General features: G+C 47.2%; 21 protein-coding genes. 10 read left to right on the top strand and 11 right to left on the bottom strand.

The window, feature by feature from the left end; genetic code table 11:
• Positions 1-3 precede the first annotated feature (3 nt).
• Positions 4-1,320 carry an anaerobic C4-dicarboxylate transporter family protein gene (locus HMPREF9439_RS02550; RefSeq protein WP_008863590.1) on the bottom strand — a complete coding sequence of 439 codons (1,317 nt, stop codon included), beginning with the start codon at positions 1,318-1,320 and terminating at the stop codon, positions 4-6.
• A gap of 630 nt (positions 1,321-1,950) precedes the next feature.
• On the opposite strand from HMPREF9439_RS02550, the gene HMPREF9439_RS02545 reads away from it, so the two are divergent.
• On the top strand, positions 1,951-3,390 hold the full coding sequence (locus HMPREF9439_RS02545) for an aspartate ammonia-lyase (RefSeq protein WP_008863587.1): 1,440 nt from the start codon (positions 1,951-1,953) through the stop codon (positions 3,388-3,390).
• 137 nt (positions 3,391-3,527) lie between these two features.
• On the opposite strand, the gene HMPREF9439_RS02540 is transcribed toward HMPREF9439_RS02545, so the two are convergent.
• Together HMPREF9439_RS02540 and HMPREF9439_RS02535 are read right to left on the bottom strand one after the other, a co-directional pair.
• Complete coding sequence (locus HMPREF9439_RS02540; protein WP_008863586.1) at positions 3,528-3,797, bottom strand: HigA family addiction module antitoxin; 270 nt, start codon at positions 3,795-3,797, stop codon at positions 3,528-3,530.
• A 31-nt stretch (positions 3,798-3,828) separates the two neighbouring features.
• Positions 3,829-4,296, bottom strand: a complete 468-nt coding sequence (locus HMPREF9439_RS02535; RefSeq protein WP_008811339.1) for a hypothetical protein — start codon at positions 4,294-4,296, stop codon at positions 3,829-3,831.
• A gap of 266 nt (positions 4,297-4,562) precedes the next feature.
• Between HMPREF9439_RS02535 and HMPREF9439_RS02530 the strand changes: the two genes are divergently transcribed.
• Together HMPREF9439_RS02530 and HMPREF9439_RS02525 are read left to right on the top strand one after the other, a co-directional pair.
• The gene (locus HMPREF9439_RS02530) at positions 4,563-5,138 is read left to right on the top strand and encodes a hypothetical protein (protein ID WP_008863585.1); all 576 of its coding nucleotides are present in this window, start codon (positions 4,563-4,565) and stop codon (positions 5,136-5,138) included.
• A gap of 11 nt (positions 5,139-5,149) precedes the next feature.
• Positions 5,150-6,004 (top strand): hypothetical protein, encoded by an 855-nt coding sequence (locus tag HMPREF9439_RS02525; RefSeq protein WP_008811337.1) that lies wholly within the window; start codon positions 5,150-5,152, stop codon positions 6,002-6,004.
• A gap of 74 nt (positions 6,005-6,078) precedes the next feature.
• Here the strand turns inward: HMPREF9439_RS02525 and HMPREF9439_RS02520 are convergent, their stop codons facing one another.
• The 4 genes from HMPREF9439_RS02520 to HMPREF9439_RS02505 all read right to left on the bottom strand — a co-directional run bounded on the left by HMPREF9439_RS02520 (position 6,079) and on the right by HMPREF9439_RS02505 (position 8,859).
• Positions 6,079-6,366, bottom strand: a complete 288-nt coding sequence (locus tag HMPREF9439_RS02520) for a hypothetical protein (RefSeq protein ID WP_008811336.1) — start codon at positions 6,364-6,366, stop codon at positions 6,079-6,081.
• A gap of 120 nt (positions 6,367-6,486) precedes the next feature.
• Positions 6,487-6,993 carry a dihydrofolate reductase gene (locus tag HMPREF9439_RS02515; RefSeq protein ID WP_008811335.1) on the bottom strand — a complete coding sequence of 169 codons (507 nt, stop codon included), beginning with the start codon at positions 6,991-6,993 and terminating at the stop codon, positions 6,487-6,489.
• 19 nt (positions 6,994-7,012) lie between these two features.
• Positions 7,013-7,816 (bottom strand): thymidylate synthase, encoded by an 804-nt coding sequence (thyA, locus tag HMPREF9439_RS02510; RefSeq protein WP_008863584.1) that lies wholly within the window; start codon positions 7,814-7,816, stop codon positions 7,013-7,015.
• A 101-nt stretch (positions 7,817-7,917) separates the two neighbouring features.
• A complete protein-coding gene (locus tag HMPREF9439_RS02505) occupies positions 7,918-8,859 on the bottom strand; it encodes a DMT family transporter (RefSeq protein WP_008863583.1) in 942 nt (313 codons plus the stop codon).
• Between the two features lie 504 nt (positions 8,860-9,363).
• On the opposite strand from HMPREF9439_RS02505, the gene HMPREF9439_RS02500 reads away from it, so the two are divergent.
• The 3 genes from HMPREF9439_RS02500 (at position 9,364) to HMPREF9439_RS02490 (ending at position 11,568) form a co-directional block, all read left to right on the top strand.
• Positions 9,364-10,581, top strand: a complete 1,218-nt coding sequence (locus tag HMPREF9439_RS02500) for an alpha/beta hydrolase (RefSeq protein ID WP_008863581.1) — start codon at positions 9,364-9,366, stop codon at positions 10,579-10,581.
• The gene (locus HMPREF9439_RS02495; RefSeq protein ID WP_008811331.1) at positions 10,578-11,057 is read left to right on the top strand and encodes a CreA family protein; all 480 of its coding nucleotides are present in this window, start codon (positions 10,578-10,580) and stop codon (positions 11,055-11,057) included. Before HMPREF9439_RS02500 ends, HMPREF9439_RS02495 begins: the two co-directional genes overlap by 4 nt.
• A 133-nt stretch (positions 11,058-11,190) precedes the next feature.
• The gene (locus HMPREF9439_RS02490) at positions 11,191-11,568 is read left to right on the top strand and encodes a Rid family detoxifying hydrolase (protein ID WP_008811330.1); all 378 of its coding nucleotides are present in this window, start codon (positions 11,191-11,193) and stop codon (positions 11,566-11,568) included.
• Positions 11,569-11,588: 20 nt separating this feature from the next.
• Here the strand turns inward: HMPREF9439_RS02490 and HMPREF9439_RS02485 are convergent, their stop codons facing one another.
• Positions 11,589-12,017: a hypothetical protein gene (locus HMPREF9439_RS02485; RefSeq protein WP_008811329.1), complete on the bottom strand. Its 429-nt coding sequence runs from the start codon at positions 12,015-12,017 to the stop codon at positions 11,589-11,591.
• 253 nt (positions 12,018-12,270) lie between these two features.
• Between HMPREF9439_RS02485 and HMPREF9439_RS02480 the strand changes: the two genes are divergently transcribed.
• Positions 12,271-12,744, top strand: coding sequence for a hypothetical protein (locus HMPREF9439_RS02480; protein ID WP_008811327.1), 474 nt, complete (start codon positions 12,271-12,273; stop codon positions 12,742-12,744).
• A gap of 3 nt (positions 12,745-12,747) precedes the next feature.
• Positions 12,748-13,731 carry a tetratricopeptide repeat protein gene (locus tag HMPREF9439_RS02475; RefSeq protein ID WP_008863580.1) on the top strand — a complete coding sequence of 328 codons (984 nt, stop codon included), beginning with the start codon at positions 12,748-12,750 and terminating at the stop codon, positions 13,729-13,731.
• Positions 13,732-13,760: 29 nt separating this feature from the next.
• Here HMPREF9439_RS02475 and HMPREF9439_RS02470 read toward each other — a convergent pair whose 3' ends face one another.
• Complete coding sequence (locus HMPREF9439_RS02470) at positions 13,761-15,269, bottom strand: bifunctional ADP-dependent NAD(P)H-hydrate dehydratase/NAD(P)H-hydrate epimerase (RefSeq protein ID WP_008811325.1); 1,509 nt, start codon at positions 15,267-15,269, stop codon at positions 13,761-13,763.
• Between the two features lie 65 nt (positions 15,270-15,334).
• Positions 15,335-16,576, bottom strand: coding sequence for an NAD(P)/FAD-dependent oxidoreductase (locus HMPREF9439_RS02465; protein WP_008863579.1), 1,242 nt, complete (start codon positions 16,574-16,576; stop codon positions 15,335-15,337).
• A 59-nt stretch (positions 16,577-16,635) separates the two neighbouring features.
• Here HMPREF9439_RS02465 and HMPREF9439_RS02460 point away from each other — a divergent pair, with 59 nt between their 5' ends.
• Positions 16,636-17,058 (top strand): helix-turn-helix domain-containing protein, encoded by a 423-nt coding sequence (locus tag HMPREF9439_RS02460; RefSeq protein WP_008863578.1) that lies wholly within the window; start codon positions 16,636-16,638, stop codon positions 17,056-17,058.
• Complete coding sequence (locus tag HMPREF9439_RS02455) at positions 17,055-17,654, top strand: chalcone isomerase family protein (RefSeq protein WP_008812433.1); 600 nt, start codon at positions 17,055-17,057, stop codon at positions 17,652-17,654. The genes HMPREF9439_RS02460 and HMPREF9439_RS02455 overlap by 4 nt, the downstream gene beginning before the upstream one ends.
• Positions 17,655-17,749: 95 nt before the next feature.
• On the opposite strand, the gene HMPREF9439_RS02450 is transcribed toward HMPREF9439_RS02455, so the two are convergent.
• A complete protein-coding gene (locus HMPREF9439_RS02450; RefSeq protein ID WP_008863577.1) occupies positions 17,750-19,156 on the bottom strand; it encodes an aspartate ammonia-lyase in 1,407 nt (468 codons plus the stop codon).
• Positions 19,157-19,466 lie beyond the last annotated feature (310 nt).

Raw genomic sequence — 19,466 nt, 5'->3', positions numbered from 1 at the left:
CTCCTAAAAGATGAGTTCTGCCAGACGCCAGCTAATCGCAATAGCTGAAAGATTTGTAACAAAGCCGGGACGAATAAAGCTATGATCTAAAAGGTATTTTCCGATCTTAGTTGTTCCAGATCGATCAAACATTACCCCTGCAATCATAGAACCTGAACAAGGAACTAAAAAGATTGAATTGACGGCCGGGGCTGAGCCGATAATGGACGTGACAGGAAGTCCCAAAGAGAGGCCAATTGGCATAATAGCTTGGGTGGTGGCTCCCTGGCTTTGAAGCAAAACTGCCAGTAACCAGACCATGAGGCAGAAAAGGATCGGATACTCTCTTACAAGTTCGCCTATTAGTCCGATAAATTCTTTTGAATGTGCCTCAAAGAAAGTATCAGCCATCCAGGCAATACCAAAGGTGGCTACAACACCAACCATTCCGGCCCCGAATACGCTGCTTTTAATGACTTTCTCAGGATTAACTCGGCAAGCCATGAGAATAAGCATGGCCGCTCCAAATCCGATCATTTGGATAACCTGAGGTATGCTCAAACGAATTACTTTCTCTCCAACCTGCCAATGAGGCAGCAAAGAGGTGCATGAACCGAAAAGGATGATAGCAGCGATAGCGATCGCAAAAATTGCGATGGAAATTTTCGCTTCTTTCGAGGGTTTATAAGTTGATATGGCTTTATTGTTTTCTGCTAGTTCTCCGTTCTTAACTCTGCGTTGAAATTCCGGATCATTCTCAAGTTCTTTTCCTCGTTTGCATACAGAGATTGCTCCGATTAAAACGGCAATGAAAATGGCAGGGACGAGAACGGCCATAATTTGAGCCAGTGCGATGCCCTTTACAGCTAAGATGCCGATTAAAGAAGCAGTAGCTGCAGAAACCGGACTCGCAGAAATTGCGTGCTGAGCAGCAATAACTGAAATTGATAATGGCCTTTCGACTCTAATTTTTGCATCTAATGCAACTTCACAGATAACTGGATAAACGGCGATAGCAACATAGCTTGTGCCGGTGAACATCACACTTAAGAAGCAAACAATAGGTGCTACAAAAGTAATTTGCTGAGGTCTCTTTCTAAGAATTTTTTCAGCTGTGTGGACCATAAAATCCAACCCGCCGGCCGATTGAAGTGTTGCTGCGAGGCACGTAATCGCCATGATAATAAGAATGACATTTATCGGTGCACCGGCAGGTTTTAAGCCAAAGCCAAAAACGAGGATCAATTCCCCTAAGATTCCGGCAAAACCAAGTGCGATGCCAGAATATCTGGCACCCAACATAATGCATCCTATGACAATAAGCGCTTCTAGAAATATCATTTGAATTCTCCATGGGTGAAGGAGTTTTCAGTCTATGAACGCTTATCCAAGGTCAAAACTTCGATAACTTTATTTCATCGGGTTTATAAATTTCAGTGTGCTCTATGAAATTCTCTACATTGAGGCCAGAAATAAGTTATGTTTATTCAGTTCAATAATCGTATTTTTTATACTTTTATTCCTGAATTTTTTGATCGATCAGCATATTTTTAATCAAAGAAATCAATCCAACAAATCAATTAAGCGGTTAAGGCGGATTCAGTTTTCTTTCCGTTGGATAAAGCAAAAGTTAACTTATCCTTCTAAATTTCTTATGTTGCTGGAGATAGAAGTTGAAAATCTTCAGAATACTGTGACTGAAGTAAGCAAAATGAGGCAATACAGCGTGAGTCTTTGCCTTCATCCTTGGCAAGAGGTTTTTTGATATCCAGGCATTATCCTGCCTCCCCCGTATTCGAACCAGACGGGGGATTTTTTTTTTGATCTTTTTTCACGATTTCTACCTTTAAGTCTCAATCGTTCAAGTGAAGAAAAACTTAATTTCAAGTATGGAATTTTTTACCTTAATCGCTTCTCTTCACAATCTCATCCACAATGTGCTCATTCACAACAACGTTTCAAGGAGAAACAATGACAGACTTAAGAATTGAACGGGACTGCCTCGGTGAAATGGAGATCCCGAACGATCAGTACTACGGCATCCAAACACACCGTATGGAGAAAGTATCAGGTACAGCGAATCTTCCTGTTATTTTCTATCCGGACATGCACTACGCACTGGCACAGATTAAGAAAGCAGCTGCCATTGCCAACGGTAAGATCGGTGCTATGCCGGCCGACGTATCAAAGGCCATTGCTCAGGCCTGCGACGAAATGCTGACAGGCAAATTCAATGACCAGTTCCCGCTCGATATGTGGCAGGGCGGCGGCTACACTTGCGTCAACATGAATGTGAATGAAGTCATCGGCAACCGCGCCAATGAAATCCTGACCGGCCACAAAGGAACGGAAAAAGTTCATCCGAACACTCATGTCAACATGGGGCAGTCCACCAACGACACGATTCCATCCGCGACTCACCTTGGTATGATCGGCCGCGTTGATGAACTCATCAAACAGTTAGAGCTTCTGGCAGCTTCTTTACGTAAGAAAGAAGAGGAGTTCAAAGACGTCGTTAAAGTCGGCAGAACCTGCATTCAGGACGCCCTGCCTCTGACACTCGGCCAGGAATTCAGTGGATACGCCTCCGTCGTCGAACGCATGGCTAGAAAAGTCAGACATCTTCGTCCCGGCTGCTTCGAAATCGTTATGGGCGGAAGCGCTGTCGGTACAGGCTTCAGTGCAGCTCCCGGCTACAAAGATGCTCTCTACGTTGAACTGAGCAAACAGTACGGTGAAGAAGTCAAACCGATGGAAAACCTTTTCGACGGTTTCCAGAATCCTGATTTCATCGTTGAAGTCTCAGGCGTCCTCAAAGAAGTGGCAATGACACTTTCCAAGATCTGCAAAGACTTCAGACTGATGGGTTCCGGCCCTCGTTCCGGCTTCATGGAAGTCAACGTTCCCGCCCTTTCTCCGGGATCCTCTATCATGCCGGGCAAGATTAACCCAACCGTTCCGGAAATGGTTATCCAGATCTCTCACCAGGTCGTCGGCAATGACGTCGCCATCTCCATGGCCTATGACGAAGGCGAGCTTGACCTGAACGTTTGGGATGCAACTTTCTACAAGTGCCTATTCGAAAACTTCCAGTTAATCAACAGCGAACTTGAGATCCTGCGTGCCCACTGCGTTGACGGAATGACCGCCAACAAAGAAAGATGCGCTCAGGAAGCCAACTCCTCTATCGCTCTGAGTACGGTTGTTGCAACAGCGCTTGGCTATCCGATGGGCGTCAAGGTAGCTCATTACTGCGAACAAACCGGAAAGAACGTTCGTGAAGCTGTCGTAGAAATGGGTCTGATGACAGTCGAGGAAGCTAAGAAGCTGGTTGATCCGATGCTGATGACCAACCCGCATGCTGCAGGTCCCGTTGTTGACGCTTTCAAGAAAGAAAAGAAACTGATCTAATCTTGAAACGGTAAAGAATTTCGGCCTAACGACTTGGGTGGAGTCGTTTAGGTCGATTCTCTTTTTAGTGCAGTCGATATTGATCCCAAACAGATATCAAAAAAGAGGAACTTTTCATCAAGAGGATATTGGGTTTTCTAAAGTTCCTGGGGATTGTGGTGCTTCCTTTGCCAATCATCGTAAGTCGCTTGCATACGGAGCCACATCGCAGAGTCAGGTCCGGAAATAGCAGAAGTAAACTTGACAGCCAATTCAGGTGTAATCGGTGCCTCGCCTCTGATTACTTGTGAAATGCTTTTCGATGAAACGGACAAGTTAGAAGCAAATTGCTCTGCGCTCAAATTCAGAGCATCACGAGCCGAGGCTAAGCTACTGCCGGGATGCGGCGGATCGAACATTTCAGGCATTCGGATTCTCCGAATCGTGGAACCTGCTTGTTTATTGTGGTTTCTTGAAGAATCCTTTCAGAACTTCCGCGCCTCTGAGCACATTTGCAGTTCCCGGATTCAACAGGTTAGCCAGAGCTTCATCTGTTTTGTCCTTAAGTTGTTCTTTGGCAAGTCTGATCCCAAGCTGTGCAGCGGCGTCCTGAAGGCCACTTTTAGATTCATGGAGTGCAACATTGGCCGCTTCTCTAGCGCAAGCCTCTGTCATCAAGCGAGTCATTCGCTTTTTGGCTTCTTTATTGACTTGCTTATTCTTGCTTTCCGGAATTACGGTGATTTGCTTTGCTGCGTCTGTTTTTCCGAGAGTCACAAAAGCCCACTGAGTCATCACATTCTTGTCCTCTCTAGAAAGGTTGTCATATACACAGTCTCCCAATGCCTGTGCATATTGCCCTGCATAACAGGAAGCAGAAAAAACAGCACAGGAAACCAATGCGAGGAAAGAAGCTTTTTTGATCATTTTTCGGAGCCCTCTGCGAAAATAAAAACTAATGATCAATAATAAAACAGACAGATCAAAATTTGCCGCAAGTAACTATGAGCTCACAGGGCTTTCCAAGGGTTGATCTAGAAAGAACAAAGCAAAGAAAATCAAAAACTAACAGAAACTTACTGATGTAATCACCCGACAAAATAAATATGCTCGTATTAGTCCCACTCCGCGTAACAAATTGTTTAAAATGCGGTACTTTGTAAGTTGAATTATTAGATGTAAAGGAGCCGCAGATGCAGCTGACAAAAAAAGATCTCATAACAAAACTCATTGATGCTGCCCGCAAAGCAGGCAACGCCAATCCTTTTGCGCTCGGCTTTATTGCCTTCGATGATCTTCGTATGAAGCTTGAAGGTCCGATGACAACAACCGGCCAGGACTGGTATGCCACACACCCGAACGATCCTCTGGGTATGAAAGATATCCTGACTGTTCCGGATGACATCAACTACAACAAGATTGTCAAAGAAGTATTTGAATCTCTGACTTCGGACGGCGGCTTGCATCTTTGGGTCATCCCGACCGAACAGCTCGCCGACGTGCTTAAATTCTTAATGAGCCATCCTCGCTTTCAGGGAAACCTTCTCGATATGGACGACGAAGACCCTTGGGATATGCCGAGCATTAACTTTGAGAATTTATGCGCTGAAGCAGAAAATCAATTCCTTTCTAACCAGTCGATTAACGTTGTCTTTGAATACAAAGACGCCGATACCGGCTTGGTTGTGCACCGCGTTACATTGAATGAACGCGATTTCTGGTTCTTCGTTGACGAACAGCAGATGAAGATTGCGGATCGCCGCTGGTAATACAACTAAAAATGAACTGCCTAAGCAAACTGAACACAAAGACTTTCGTTGCAGCCAGCCTGCTCGCCGGGGCCGGAGTAACTTTTGCAAGTGTCGGTATCGCAAAAGGTTATAACCTCTCGCCCCTGGAAACGTACATTATTGAAAGCTTTGCTCAAGAGCAAATTGACGGCTTTATCAATTCAGGGGCAACCACGCTTTTTGAAAGCCCAAAGATTTTTTATATAACCCCGCGAGCTTTAGCTCGACAGGTAAAGACAGATCTTTCAGGCGCTCAAAAGAAATATCTCGGTAATTACGGAATCGTAAAGTCCTTTGTTTCTAAGACAAACAAGGATAAAACGCGAGTTCAGTTCGATATCCCGAAACCCGACTACACATTGGATCTCCATCTTGCTAAAAATGCAGATCCGGATTTGGCGAAAGAAGTCAGCCCCGGAGAGCGTCACGGCTTTTATTGCCAGATTACTTCTGTCGATAAGTCTTCCGCCGTCCTTTCAGGCTGCCTTCCGCTGAGACAGTTTGCTTCGCTTAAAAGAAAACAGATCGAGGCCCTTATTCATCGTTATTTAGCGGGTGAAAAAGTCCTAGACCCTAACCTTCCGACATATGCAATGATGGCCTATATGGCGGTGGTGTCAGCAAGACTCCTTCCGAGGGACTCCGTCTGCAGACGAACGGTTGAAGATGAGATTATTTTCACGGACGCAGACCGCAGGTTGTGTAATCAGGAAGTTGCCGACTTATGGCAGCGCGCGGATTCCAACCCTAAGTTTGATAAGACAATGGACAACGTCGTGGAAGAACTTACGAAACACGGCGTTGACGTTTCGATGATTAATCAGGCAGCCAGCAGTTTGGATTAGCCTGAAGAAAATCAAAAGACAAACAAAAACGAGAGCCGTCCGAAAATTGACTCTCATTTCTTTTTTCAAAAATCTTACTTATCGAGGCGTGCAGCTTCGATGTCCTCTTCTGTCTTATTGAGGAAGATTTTCTCCATTTCGCGAGGAGAAAGACCGGCTTGAACTTCACCGCCGTAGACGTACTCCTTGACCTTTTCTTTGATCATTTTCTGTCCCGGCGTACCTTGTGCGCGTTCGACATAAATTCTCATCAAGTCAAGAATTCCCTGCTCGACCTTGCCGTTATAGGCTCTGGAAACACAAGCTAAAAAAGCTTTTTTAAGGTCACTGTCGACCTCAAGCTGCATTAATTCTTTCGTCATTTTCTTTCGCTTTTGATTGGTTGTGGGTATTTTAGCTTTTTAGACTAAAAGCAATAGTAGTAATAATCATAAGAATTATTCATAAAGTTTTAGTCTTTTGGCCAAAAACCCGCCCTAATCTTAATAAACCGTATGTTTTACGCGTTCAAAGCGCTGAAACTTATACCCTAGAGGCTGATCTTCCGTTTTGGGATGATCCTCGCTCCATACAAGCATCCACTCATCTTTATTAAGCGGATCAAAAGAAGCATCCCCTTCTACGTCGGCCTCAATTTCCGTTACCCATGCCGTATCTACTAACGGGAGAGCGCGGCGGTAGAGGTCTGCGCCGCCGATAATGAAAACGATATCGTCCGGTCCGAAATGCTTCAGTGCCTCATCCAAAGAAGAGACAACCGTTGCGCCTTCGGCTTTATAGGCTGGGTCTTGCGTTAAAACGATGTTCTGACGACCGGGAAGCGGTCTTCCGATCGATTCCCAGGTGTGCCGTCCCATGATGACCGGACGGCCCATCGTTGTCTGTTTAAAAAACTTTAAATCCTCAGGCAGATGCCAAGGCAGTTTGCCCTCTTTGCCGATAATACCGTTACGGCTGCGCGCTACTATGAGACTGATATGAGGCTTCATACTAAAAAACTAAAAATGATTAAACCGCAATCGGAGCCTTGATCGCAGGCCACGGATCATAATCAACGATTTCAAAATCTTCGAAGTTGTAATCAAAAATAGAGTCAGGACGACGCTTAATGATTAACTTCGGATAAGGACGAGGCTCACGGCTCAGCTGAAGTTTCACCTGTTCGAAGTGGTTGTTATAGATATGGCAGTCGCCGCCGGTCCAGATAAAGTCACCGACATCCAAATCACACTGCTGAGCAATCATGTGCGTGAGCAGCGAATAGCTCGCAATGTTAAAAGGTACGCCGAGGAAGATGTCGCAGCTTCTCTGATAAAGCTGGCAGGACAATTTTCCTTGAGCCACATAGAACTGGAAGAACATGTGGCAAGGCGGCAGAGCCATCTTATCGATTTCTCCGACGTTCCAGGCAGAGACGACTAAACGGCGGGAATCCGGGTTCGTTTTAATCTGATGGATCAGATTGGAGATCTGATCAATATAACCGCCGTCAGAGGTTTTCCAATGACGCCACTGCACACCGTAGATTGGACCTAAGTCCCCGTTGGCATCGGCCCATTCATCCCAAATCGTCACTTTGTTATCGTGAAGATATTTGATGTTGGAGTCACCGTGTAAGAACCACAGGAGCTCATGAATGATGGAGCGAAGATGCAGTTTCTTAGTCGTGACAAGCGGAAAACCTTCCTGAAGGTTAAAACGCATTTGGTATCCGAACATCGAACGAGTGCCGACACCCGTACGATCGGATTTTTCGACGCCGTGTTCAAAGACGTCTCTCATAAAAGTTTCGTATTGGTCTGAACGACTCATTGCTTATTCCTCGCATGTATGAACTGCAAAACATCCCTCTCGGATGACGCCGTTCAGTTGTATTAGATTCGGGGATTTTAACGCATCGATGTTCCGAGTACTCATGACCTCTCCTTAGATCGAATAGAAAGTATGAATACCTGAGAAATTACCATCGCAATGCCAACGCATTCAATCCAGCCCAGTTTCAGGTTCATAAACATGATGCCGAAAACATAGGCAGACGTAGGCTCAAGGCACACGACGAGACCTGCGGTGACTGGAGAAATGTATTTCAGACAGGCCAAATACAGCCAGAAAGCCGCAACGGTTCCGGCTAAAACGATATAGCTCAGCGCCAGCCAAGCCTTTGCGTCTAAACCCTCAGCCGTAACAATAGGATTGGCAAGAAACAGACCGGCAATGCCGGCGGCCATCATGCCCCAGCTTGCCACCGGAACGACGCCCCAGCGGTCAATTAAAGGTTTGGGCTGGATGGAATAGATTGATGCAAAAACGGCGGAAATCATGCCCCAGAAAACCGCCATCCAGTTGAATTGGAAAGTTGAGAAGTCCCCTTTGGACACTATTAGTAGAACGCCAAAGAATGCCAATGCACAGCACAAGCCTTCTTTTGCTGTAAAGCGTTTCTTGCCCCTTAAAAATAAATAGATACCGGCGAGGAGCGGTGTTGTTGCTAAAAAGATGGCAGCCGTCCCTGCATTGGAATAATAAATTGCAATGAAGAATGTAAGGTGCGCGCCTAGAAGCTCAAGCCCGCTGAGTGCGATGCCGGCAGTTCCCTTCAGTGACGACAAAACAGCCAGCAGCGGTCGGCGGGATAAAAACAAATTCAGGATGACCAGGACTGTACCTGACAACAAAAGCCGAAGCGAAGACAACGCTTGAGGCTGCGTGTTGGTATTTTCAAAGATGTACTGCACGCATACACCCATCGAGCCCCAGAAGACGGAAGCCAAGGTCGCCAGAAGTACACCGTAGAGCGTCCGATTTATCTTTATCGGCGGCTCGGAATAAATTTTTGTAGTTTGAGTTTGAGACATTTTCTTTTTGCCTTTCGTTCCTAAATATTTTAGGCTTAATGCAAGAATTTTCTAATTTTTCGATATTTTTTTTCGATCTCTTAATCACTATCGAGAAATAATCGAAATGAAATTCCTCCAATAAAGGACAAATTTGATTCTTTCCGTCTCGCTAAAGTAACAAATTTTCTTCAGTTGTTACCAATAATTGGAAAATATGTAGCCTCTTAACATTCTCTTGCAACAGAAATAAATTGCTTCAGCATTCAAAGAGATATGGCGGTAAAGTCATTGTCAATGAGAGTGCGCAAACACTACTCAGCTTTTCCTCCTAGATCGTTTTTGGCCCTTCAATTGTCGGGCCTTTTCTTTTTTGTGCTCCTCGGTGATTTGCCGCAGGAGCTTTTTCACAAACTTTTTCGACTTTCCGGCGGCAAAGCTTGGATTAGAGGGCATCATTTATCCGATAATGAACATTCACCGATAGAAGTGGATTGTTTGTCAATTAGAAATTCGAATCACGGGATGAACTTCAAGCCGCTAATTATTGCCTTACCGGTTGCCTTCCTGATCGGATGCGCTTCCGAACCGACGCCTGATATGCTTCCGGGCGGACAACCGAATTTTGATACTTATGCCATTCAGGCAAAAGCCTACGTGGCAGAACGACGTCACTATGTAACGGACGATCACGTTGCCGAAATCGAAGGCAACTCGCCTTTTGAAATCCGTCCTAAAAATCCGAACGGCCAAGCGGTTTTAATGATCCACGGTCTCGGAGATTCTCCCTGGACGTTTACCGACCTCGGAAAAACATTAGCCGATCAGGGTTATCTGGTTCGAACCATGCTCCTTCCCGGACACGGAACGCGCCCGGCAGATATGATCGGAGTGACTTCCGAGGATTGGACCAAGGCCGTAAATGAACAAGTCGCTCTATTAAAGAAGCAGTATCCCAAGATTTGGCTCGCCGGCTTCTCCACCGGCTGCAACCTGGCTTTGGATTATTCCGAAGAGCATCCCGATGATGTTGAAGGCCTGCTGCTGTTTTCTCCGGCCATGCAGGTTAGAACATCTTTGATCAAGCTTGCTCCGATCGCAGATTTGTTCGTGACGTGGCTCAGAGCGCCGGACAAGAAAACCGCCGGCGATGCACCCTTCAAATACAACACCGTGCCGATGGATGCCATTGTGGCTTTTAAGCACACCATGGATACGTCCAATGACTATCTGACTAAAAACAAGATCACTAAGCCTGTGATCGTCATGATGAGTCAGCATGACAGCATCATCAATACCCAGTCATTGGTCAAAGTCTTTGATAAAGCGCTGACAAATCCCGCATCCAAGATTATTTGGTACGGGAAACTGCCGGACGGCAAATATTCCAAGAAAGTCGTTGCCAAGTCCGATTATCTGCCTGAGCTGAGAATCAAGTCGTTTGCTCATATGTCCATTCCCTTCTCGCCGGACAATGTCTGGTACGGAAAGGACGGCAAATTCCGCTATTGCCGCAACAGTGCTTCTGCTAAAGACGTTCAGGACTGCCGCAATGATCCTGATGTCTGGTACGGTGCTTGGGGTACGCACGACGGTGAGCACAGCTTTGCTCGTCTGACTTATAACCCTTACTTCGACTGGCAGGCAAAACAGATACTCAAAGTAATGAAAAGCGGAGAACAAAAGCCTCGAGCATCAGGCATTATTGAAAAAGTTGAACCGCAACAGAAGGGATTAAATTGAAAAAACTTCTAATCGTCGCTGCTTCTCTTTCGGCCCTGCTTCTTGCAGGCTGCTCCGATAAGGAAGTCGCCAGTGTCTCCTTAGGCGTGTTTACGTTCAAAGACATCAAACTCGACGCCTTTACCGACCCCCAGGTTCCGGGTGTCACCTGCCATGTGGCTTACATCAATTCTCCCCTTCAGCTGAGCGATCCTTCCAATAGCTCGGTCTCCTGCGTTAAGACCGGCGAGATCACTCAGGCCATGATCGACGGAATCGATAAAAGCGCCGACGGAGAAGTGGTTTTTAAGAAATCTCAGAGCGTTTTCTTTAAAACTTTGAGAATCCGCAGAATCTTTGATGCTAAAAACCAAACACTGGTTTATTTGAGCTACTCCACCAAGATCGCGAACGGCAGCTTTAAACACTCTATTTCTTCCGTGCCGCTGTGGGGTTCTCAAGCCTATAAACCTGAAGGCTACCTGACTAAAAAATAAGTTTGAGACGAAGTGTAGTCACTGCAAAAATTCTCTGTTAGCATTGAACGCACTTCGGCTATGAAGGGATGACTGCCGGTCCGCGAGACCTTGTAAGAGTTGGTAGGAACGGCGGTTTTTATAAGGAATTGAAATGAAAGAAATCATCACTACAGAAAACGCCCCTGCCGCTGTCGGCACTTACTCCACCGCTTACAAATGCGGCAACATGGTTTTCTTATCCGGCCAGCTGGGTTTAGACCCGGTTTCCGGCGAACTGCCTGCTTCTTTCGAAGCACAGTGCCGTCAGGCTTTCCGCAACGTTTTTGCGATTGTTAAAGCCGCCGGCGGTACTCCTGCAGATATCGTTCGCCAGACCGTTTACCTCACAGACCTGAACAACTTCGCTGTCGTGAACAAAGTAATGTCTGAAATCTTTTCTGCTCCTTATCCTGCAAGAAGCTGCGTTCAGATTTCTGCTCTTCCGAAAGGCGGCTTGATCGAAGTTGAAGCGACTGTCGTACTCGACTAATACTTCTTACCGAGGAATGCCTACCAGGGTGTTCCTCTCGGTAGGAGCCGGTTAACCATATCACGGATTTTGGGTTCTGAATCAGAAGCCGGGTCTGCCAGGGTTGCCGGCTCTACGTTTTTTCTAAGATTGACGATGTCGGTCGGATGCCCTTCTGTTGTTAATAAAAGGCGAGCATCTTTCAGGTAGGCCAAGTTGTATTTGGCTTCGTAATAGACGGTGACTGGGCAGCTCTGCTCTGTCTTCGAAACCGTTCTGACTTGTAATCCTTTATCTTGTATCGCCTGACGCAAAGCAATAAAGAATGAAGGCGGCACGTTTTTGTTGTCGACTAAACACACTTCCTTGAAACCAAAAGAGTCTCTTAAGTAGTAGTCGGTCGAATCCGAAGCACAGCCTGAAACTAAAACACAGGCGCTGCAGATCGTTAGGAGCGGGATTGCCTTCATTTTTAGCTATCAAATAATTCTCATGGTCTGATTCTAGCCAATCCGATTCAAAAAGTTAAACCTTTTTACCGAATGCGGCTCCTAATCTGATTTCTTTTCAGAAAAAATCCTTTTCAAATCGCAAGTTACAGGTTTTGGAAAAATCGCTCTGTGCTATTATTTTTTCTTTTTAGAGACTTGGCAGTCGTGGGGTTCTAAAAGTTTTCGACCTCTTTGCCTTTTCCTCAAGTTGCACCCTTTAAACATTACGCAAATGGCCTATCCTAAATCTCCTGCTATCGCTCTTTGGAATCCTGTTTGGACCGTTATTTGGTCTTATATCTTTACACCGGTATTCGGAGCATTTCTTCAGAGAACCAACTGGAGCGAAATGGGAGAAAGAGACCGCACCGCCAACAGCAACATGTGGATGGTTCTCGGTTTAGTCTTCATGTTCGGTTATCTCATTCTGGAACCTTGGCTTCCCGAATCCAATTATGAAAATTTCTACTTCTTAGGTTCTTACACCTTGTTCTATGCGGCTTGGGTCATCTTTGACGGCTGGGCTCAGGTGCCTTTCGTTCGTGACCGATACGGCGATAACTACCATCATCGTCTTTGGGGCAAACCGATTATGCTCGGCGCAGGGGGCCTTGTCCTTTGGATGATGATGTCTTTGACTTACGTAATCGGCATCATCACTTTATTTCCTGATGTTCTGCCGCCTCAGCTGCCTCCGAAGCCCTAACCTATGACCGGCTTCTTTGATAAGCTTCCCGAAATTTCGCCTAAAAAACAGGCCCTGACACAAAAGCCTGTTTTTGATCCATATTCGTTTCTGAATTTAAGACCGGAACCTCAAACGGCGGAAGATCGTTTCAAAGAAGCTAAAGAACTGCTTTCTGCAGAGTCTAACACTGCTATTCAATATCTCAAAGCCGCCGCCGAAGAAGAACACGCTGCCTCGTTGGATTTTCTCGGAATGCTTTATGCCACCGGCCAGCTATTAGAAAGAGACCCCAAACGAGCAGCCGACTTGTTCCGTAAAGCCGCCGTTCTCGGCGAGACCAACGCGAAGTTTCACTTGGCGATGGCTTTGCGGGAAGGTTTCGGCGTTCGCCAAAACCTCGATGAATCTTTTGCTTGGCTTCGAGTAGCAGCAAAAGAAAAATCGCCGGAAGCGATGTTTGCTTTGGCTGAAGCCTATGACCAAGGTTTGGGTGTAGAAACAAATCCCGAAATTGCGGAGACATTTTTTAGTCAGGCTGCCTTGAAAGGAGAAAAGCGTGCCATTATGAGAATGGTGCGCCTAACCTCCGAAGGGTCTCATCTCAACCCCAAACTTTGCCTTCATTGGCTCTTCAAAGGAGCAGCTGCAAAGATTCCGGTTTGTCTCCTTGCCGTCGGACGTTACTGGCTCGAAACAACCCCTAAAAGTCCCGTACGAGGTTTGGGCTTTCTGGAAGAAGGCGCTCTTTCCGAGGATCCGGACTGTCTGCTTGAGCTTGGATTTTTTTGGTCGAGCGCTAGATTTGTCGCGCCCGATATTGTGGCCGCAATCGTCTACTGTCACCTCGCCTCTACTTTCGGAAGCTGGAAAGCTTCTCAAAAACTTTCCGACCTTCGCGCATTGGCGCAAAAAGATCAACTTATGGAAGCCGCAGGCATCGCGGCCTTTCCGAGTTCACAGCTCGTCGTCCAAGAAATAATTAAGCGCCGGAATGACGGCGCTTAACATGCTACACAACGAGAAAGGAGGCTTCGTTAGCTGTCTTCCCACTCGATCGTTTTTTCTTCTTCCTTGAGCGGATGGAAATGTCTCTGATAAGAGGCTCTCAATTCTTCAAGGCGAGTGGAAGCCAAAGGAGCAATATCTCCGGCCAAAACGCTGGAATTCAAACCTTCGACTGCAGCGCCGTGGAGATAAACCGCGGATAAAACGCAGTCCATCAATTCAAAGTGCTGAGCAAACATAGCGCCGATCATGCCGGACAATGCGTCGCCGGATCCGGCAGTTGCTAATGCAGGAGAACCTGTCGGATTGATCCAGCTCACGGAACTGCGCTGAGTCACAATCGTGCCTGCGCCTTTCAGGACATTGACGGCACCGGTGAGAATTCCCAAGTCAAGCGCACGAGATAGACGATCCTTGGTGATCTCCTCAACCGGCAGTCTGAGGATGCGGGCAGCTTCGGCCGCATGCGGCGTCAGAACGGTATGAGCAAAGCGATGGGTCACTAAGGACAAGATCTCCTCGTCCTGAGCAATCATCGTTAAGGCATCTCCGTCAATCACCAAAGCAGCTTTGGACTTCAGACAGTCAATGAATCTCTGCTTAGCCTGCTCGGTGAAGCCTAAGCCCGGACCGATGACGATCGCGTCCATTTCATCGATATTGATTTTGCCGGGGAACATTAATTCCGGACAGAACGGATCGAGCTTCATGCCGTCTTCTAAGAGTTCGACATAAACACGGCCTGCGCCCATATACAAGCCGGAACGTGCGGCAATTAAGGCGGCTCCGACAGTGCCTTTTCCTCCGCCGATAACGCCTAAGCGGCCGTAATCCGCTTTAGAAGTATTCTTTAAACGCGGAGCGCAGACATGCTTGAAATCTTTAACTTCCAGAAGGCTGATTTTGGTGAGCGGAATGGAAATACCGAGGTTTTCCATTTTGACGCGGCCGCAGGCATCGGGCCCAAGGCCTGTAAAGAGACCTACCTTGCCGCTTAAGAAAGAAATCGTCGCATCGGCTTTGCACCCTGCTCTGTCTCCGACCCAAGTGCCGGTTTCTGAGTTCAGACCGGAAGGAATATCCAGAGAAACGTGCAATGCTCGTCTTTCGTTGAACCACATTGCTGCATCGAGGAATTCGTCTTTAAGCGGACGTTCCAAACCGATTCCGAAAATCGCATCCACCACGATGTCGGCTTTGGGAGTGTCGTAAGGATCGGTGTAAGTCGTACGGCCTAATTTTTCCCATTCGGCCAGGGCTGCTATTGCTTCTTCGCTCTTGGGTGTTTTGCCGGCAACCTGAACGACATTAACGTCGTATTCCTTCTTTAAAAGTTCAATCGCAGTTCGATATCCGTCGCCGCCGTTGTTTCCGGGACCGCAAACCACGGTTACACGGGCCGGAGCTGGATAAAGATCGGAGATGAAGTCAGCAGCGGCTTTGCCTGCTCTCTCCATCAAAACTCCGGGCCCTAAGATACGGGCGTATTTTTCCTCGAGTTCTCTTAACTGAGGAATCTGAAGTAAGGAAACCGACATGGATTATTACCTTTAAAAAGAAAGGAGACTGTCGCCTCGGACAGTCTCAAACAATATTCGTGAATTTATTTTCGCTTAACAAAACGCATCGGGCTGTAAGGCGTCGGATCAATAGCCGGCGTCTTCTTCTCAATGACATCCGACAAGAGTTCGGCACAGCCCTCAGACAGAGCCCAGCCGTTTAAGCCGTGGCAAATGTTGAGATACAAGCCCTCGAACGGTGTTTCGCCGCAGGACGGAAGACTGTCCGGGTGAACAATACATTTGCCGATCCAGTTGGTGGATTCGGTCCATTGAGCCGCAGTGGGCAGAAGCTTACAGCTGGCCTCGTAGATTTCTTCAATCACTTTGTCTGTCATATCGTGAGAAGATTCTCCGAGCCAATAACGGCCGCAGACTCTGACGCGATTGCCTAAACGGGTGACAAGAAGATCTTTATTGTCAAAAATCAGTGTGTGAAGCGGCGGGACATTCATCGGATCGATGGTTGCGGTCACGGCCCAGCCGGTGAGCTGCATCGTCGGAAGCTCAAGTTTGCCGTCCAGCAGAGGCTTTGTCCCTAAATTGCTGCAAAGCACGACGGCATCGCTGGCAATTTCGCCCTTGTCCGTCCTAACACCGACGACCTTATTGTTCTCATCAAACATCAGGCCGGTGACTTCGGTGTGATACATCATTGTCAGGTTCTTCTGACTGACATTGATGGCCTGAATCTGTTTGGAGCAATAGCTTCCGTTGCCTGAGAGTTCCTGCGGAAGATAAGAGCAGCCGAGGAAAGGATCAGGGACGTTTTCTAAAGAGGGATCAATTCTGGAAGCCTCTTCTCTCGTCAGCCATTCTCCGGGCTTTTCGCTCTCTCCCTTGTGAGCTTCTTCCCACGCCTGTGCATTGGTAAAGACGCGAAGCAGACCGTAGACTTGTTCAAAAGACAGATCTTCCAAACGAGCATGGAATTCGGTTAAACCGACACTGTATCGAGCTAAAGTCATCAACGACTCGTGATTTGCGGCCCAGACATCCGCGCTTCTGGCGTTAGCCAAAGCACGAAGGAATTTCATCTGACTGATGGATACGTCCCAGCCCAAGCGGCGGGTTTTAGCGAAGATGGAGGCCAGGCCTGCTTTACCTTTAAAGGGGGCGCAAAGCATCTGTACGGAAATGGGACCCATGAAGCCGGCCATTCCGAAACTGCATTCCTGATTAGGCGTCGAGGCTTTCTCGATCAATGTAACGTTATGACCGCGCTTTAAAAAATTATGAGCACACGCAATACCCGTGACCCCTGCTCCGACAACAATGATATGCATTGGTTCTCCACCTTATAATGTGCAGATTATTTTAACTTATTTGTATTTTTGCACAAACAGTGAGCTCTAAAAACCTTCTGACTATTGATGAGCTTTCGCAGGTCTCGGGACTCAGTAAGCGAACCATCCGATACTATGTCAACGGCGGCCTTTTGGATCGTCCGTCCGGCGAAACAAAAAATGCCCGTTACGATGCCAGCCATTTAGAACAAATTCGCAACATTAAAGCACTTCGGGAAAAAGGCTACACCCTCGCCCGCATCGTTGAACTCAAACGCCAAACGCATCAGGAAGTCCTCAACCGCCGGGAAATCGGAGAACCGCTTACGGTGATTGAAATTCCTGTTGATCCTGGAATCTCAATTGAATTTCGTCAGGAGATCTGCGGCCTGACGCAGCCGCAAATGATTAAACTTGCGCAAGCATTTTTAGAAGTCATCAAGTCTGAAAAAGACAAAGAAGCTCAGGAAGAAAAAGAATGAAACAAAACAGCTCAAAGCTGATGGAAGACATCAAAAAATTTCTCACCGGAAAAAAGACGGACTATGTTGAAATCGGCGGCCACCGTTTTGCCGAAAATATCAAGGTCGGCCAAAACGCTCTGGTTTTGAACGGAACCGGCGTCCGCACGCAAAGCGATAAGCCGATTTATGCCGTTGCGCTGTATTTGCCGGCGAAAACACATCGTCAAGATACTTCCCGAGCACTATTAGGCGCTCGAAGAGTTCAAATTGTTATTCTCCAACCCTTGAACGCGGAAGATTTCATCTCCTCTATGCGCGAGGCCATCGCAGAAAACAATGATGAGACTTATCAGGACTTCATAGAGAATGAACTTCAGCAGATTGAAGAATTCATGAAGGACCTAACGAACCTTGAACCCGGCGATGTGGCTGATGTGGATTGGCTCCCTTCCCGCGGGACATTCGTTTATTACAACGGCCAGCTGATGGGCAATCCCGTCCGAGGCAAGGCGCTTTATGATGCTGTCCTTTCTATCTGGTTAGGCGATCACGCTTTAGAAGAAGGGCTAAGAGAAGGACTTTTGAGCCTTCCCAAAGAGGAAAAAGAAAATTAAAAGCCGGCAGAGAAAGCAGTTTCCGCCTTCTCTGCTTCCGGACACGACAAAGCCGCCCGAGGGCGGCTTTTGAGTTCACAAGAACCTATTCGAAATTACTTAACGAACTTCGGATGGATCAGGTTCTGTGTATTGAATGTGGCATCCCATTCAGCCTGAGTCATCAGATGCTGTTCGTCAACAACGATCTGATGGAGAGACTTACCGGTTGTGTAGCCTTCCTTAGCGATAGCGGCGCACTTCTGATAACCGAAATGCGGCTTCAGGAGTGTAACGATACCGATGGAGTTCATGACGTAGTCTTTGCAGCGTTCGGTGTTGGCGGTAACGCCTTCAACCAGTTTCTTACGCAGTGTGTCGCAGGCGTTGGTCATAACCTTCATCTGTGTATACAGAGCGTATGTAATAACCGGTTCCATAACGTTCAGTTCGAGCTGGCCGGCAGAAGCAGCAAGCATCACTGTTGTGTCGAGACCGATAGCAAGGAAGCTGGCCTGGTTAGCAACTTCAGCAGCAACCGGATTAACTTTACCTGGCATGATGGAAGAACCCGGCTGGAGCTGAGGAAGATTGATTTCCTTTAGACCGCAGCGAGGACCGGAGGCAAGCAGACGAATGTCGTTGCAGACCTTAGTCATCTTAACTGCCAGACCCTTGATGGCGGAAGACAGAGTCATGTAAGCGCCGCAGTCGCTGGTAGCAGCGATCAGGTCTTCACTGTTCTTGAAGTCGATGCCGGTCAGTTCGGCAAGGTTCTTAACAGCAAGTTCCGGATATCCCGGGGCAGCGGTAACGGTAGTGCCGATAGCGGTAGCGCCGAGGTTGACGATCTTGAGGTGTTCCTGAGCAGCGCGCAGGTTTTCGATTTCGTCATTGATAGTGAAGCCCCAGCCGTGGAATTCCTGTCCCAGAGTCATAGGAACAGCGTCCTGGAGGTGGGTACGGCCCATCTTCAGAGTCTGATCGAATTCTTTAGCCTTGGCATAGAGTGCGTCGCGGAGTTCTTCAGCGGCCTTGATAAGGACGTTGGAGCGGAGGATGCAGCTCAGATGAATAGCGGTCGGGTATGTGTCGTTTGTGGACTGACCGAAGTTAGCATCGTTGTTCGGATTAACGATAGAGTAATCGCCAAGCTTGCCGCCGAGATGTTCGATAGCAAGGTTGGAGATGACTTCGTTGGCATTCATGTTGGTGGAGGTACCGGCACCGCCCTGCAGCCAGTCAGTGATGAACTGGTCGCGATACTTTTCGGTGTTGTCGATGAGCTGGTCGCATGCCCAGATCATTGCATCAGCAACTTCGGGTTTAACAACGCCGAGTTCCTTATTAGCCATCGCAGCTGCTTTCTTAACATAAGCAAAAGCGATGATGAAATAGATTTCCTGGTTGTTCTTTTCTTCAGTGATAAAGAAGTTTTCTTTACCGCGAAGAGACTGAACGCCGTAGTAGGCATTAGCCGGAACTTCTAAGTCGCCAATAAAATCGTGCTCAATACGAGTCATTGTTGCTCCTGTTTTGAATAATGAGAAGTCTCAAAAAACCGCCCTCTTTCGTCAGTCCGAAGACCGTGGTCATACGATTGAGTGGCTGCAGGCAGTATCGTAACAAATTGTTTATTCGCATGGAAATCGGTACTGCTCAAACGGGGACTAAAGTAGCACAGTTCATGAAAATTCTCTAGAAAAATTTTCTTAATTGTCGATAAATCAAGGGTTTTTACCTAGAACTTTCGTTTTAAGTATCATCACTTCACGGCATGTGTTGTTTCATTGTCGCAACAAAATCGAGTAGGGGAAGCTTTCACCTACCCCT

It is taken from the genome of Parasutterella excrementihominis YIT 11859 (assembly GCF_000205025.1).
GTDB classification, from domain to species: domain Bacteria; phylum Pseudomonadota; class Gammaproteobacteria; order Burkholderiales; family Burkholderiaceae_F; genus Parasutterella; species Parasutterella excrementihominis.
Note: the sequence above shows the minus strand (reverse complement) of the source record. Positions and strands in the feature narration are given on the sequence as shown.

Coding starts and splice junctions, on each gene's coding strand:
- HMPREF9439_RS02515 (WP_008811335.1), bottom strand. CDS start 6,993: ATGAAGCCTCATATCAGTCTCATAGTAGCGCGCAGCCGTAACGGTATT.
- HMPREF9439_RS02470 (WP_008811325.1), bottom strand. CDS start 15,269: ATGTCGGTTTCCTTACTTCAGATTCCTCAGTTAAGAGAACTCGAGGAA.
- HMPREF9439_RS02465 (WP_008863579.1), bottom strand. CDS start 16,576: ATGCATATCATTGTTGTCGGAGCAGGGGTCACGGGTATTGCGTGTGCT.
- HMPREF9439_RS02450 (WP_008863577.1), bottom strand. CDS start 19,156: ATGACTCGTATTGAGCACGATTTTATTGGCGACTTAGAAGTTCCGGCT.
- HMPREF9439_RS02540 (WP_008863586.1), bottom strand. CDS start 3,797: ATGCCTGAAATGTTCGATCCGCCGCATCCCGGCAGTAGCTTAGCCTCG.
- HMPREF9439_RS02480 (WP_008811327.1), top strand. CDS start 12,271: ATGGCCTATCCTAAATCTCCTGCTATCGCTCTTTGGAATCCTGTTTGG.
- HMPREF9439_RS02500 (WP_008863581.1), top strand. CDS start 9,364: ATGAACTTCAAGCCGCTAATTATTGCCTTACCGGTTGCCTTCCTGATC.
- HMPREF9439_RS02550 (WP_008863590.1), bottom strand. CDS start 1,320: ATGATATTTCTAGAAGCGCTTATTGTCATAGGATGCATTATGTTGGGT.
- thyA (WP_008863584.1), bottom strand. CDS start 7,816: ATGAGTCGTTCAGACCAATACGAAACTTTTATGAGAGACGTCTTTGAA.
- HMPREF9439_RS02530 (WP_008863585.1), top strand. CDS start 4,563: ATGCAGCTGACAAAAAAAGATCTCATAACAAAACTCATTGATGCTGCC.
- HMPREF9439_RS02525 (WP_008811337.1), top strand. CDS start 5,150: ATGAACTGCCTAAGCAAACTGAACACAAAGACTTTCGTTGCAGCCAGC.
- HMPREF9439_RS02535 (WP_008811339.1), bottom strand. CDS start 4,296: ATGATCAAAAAAGCTTCTTTCCTCGCATTGGTTTCCTGTGCTGTTTTT.
- HMPREF9439_RS02475 (WP_008863580.1), top strand. CDS start 12,748: ATGACCGGCTTCTTTGATAAGCTTCCCGAAATTTCGCCTAAAAAACAG.
- HMPREF9439_RS02485 (WP_008811329.1), bottom strand. CDS start 12,017: ATGAAGGCAATCCCGCTCCTAACGATCTGCAGCGCCTGTGTTTTAGTT.
- HMPREF9439_RS02520 (WP_008811336.1), bottom strand. CDS start 6,366: ATGACGAAAGAATTAATGCAGCTTGAGGTCGACAGTGACCTTAAAAAA.
- HMPREF9439_RS02545 (WP_008863587.1), top strand. CDS start 1,951: ATGACAGACTTAAGAATTGAACGGGACTGCCTCGGTGAAATGGAGATC.
- HMPREF9439_RS02490 (WP_008811330.1), top strand. CDS start 11,191: ATGAAAGAAATCATCACTACAGAAAACGCCCCTGCCGCTGTCGGCACT.
- HMPREF9439_RS02505 (WP_008863583.1), bottom strand. CDS start 8,859: ATGTCTCAAACTCAAACTACAAAAATTTATTCCGAGCCGCCGATAAAG.
- HMPREF9439_RS02455 (WP_008812433.1), top strand. CDS start 17,055: ATGAAACAAAACAGCTCAAAGCTGATGGAAGACATCAAAAAATTTCTC.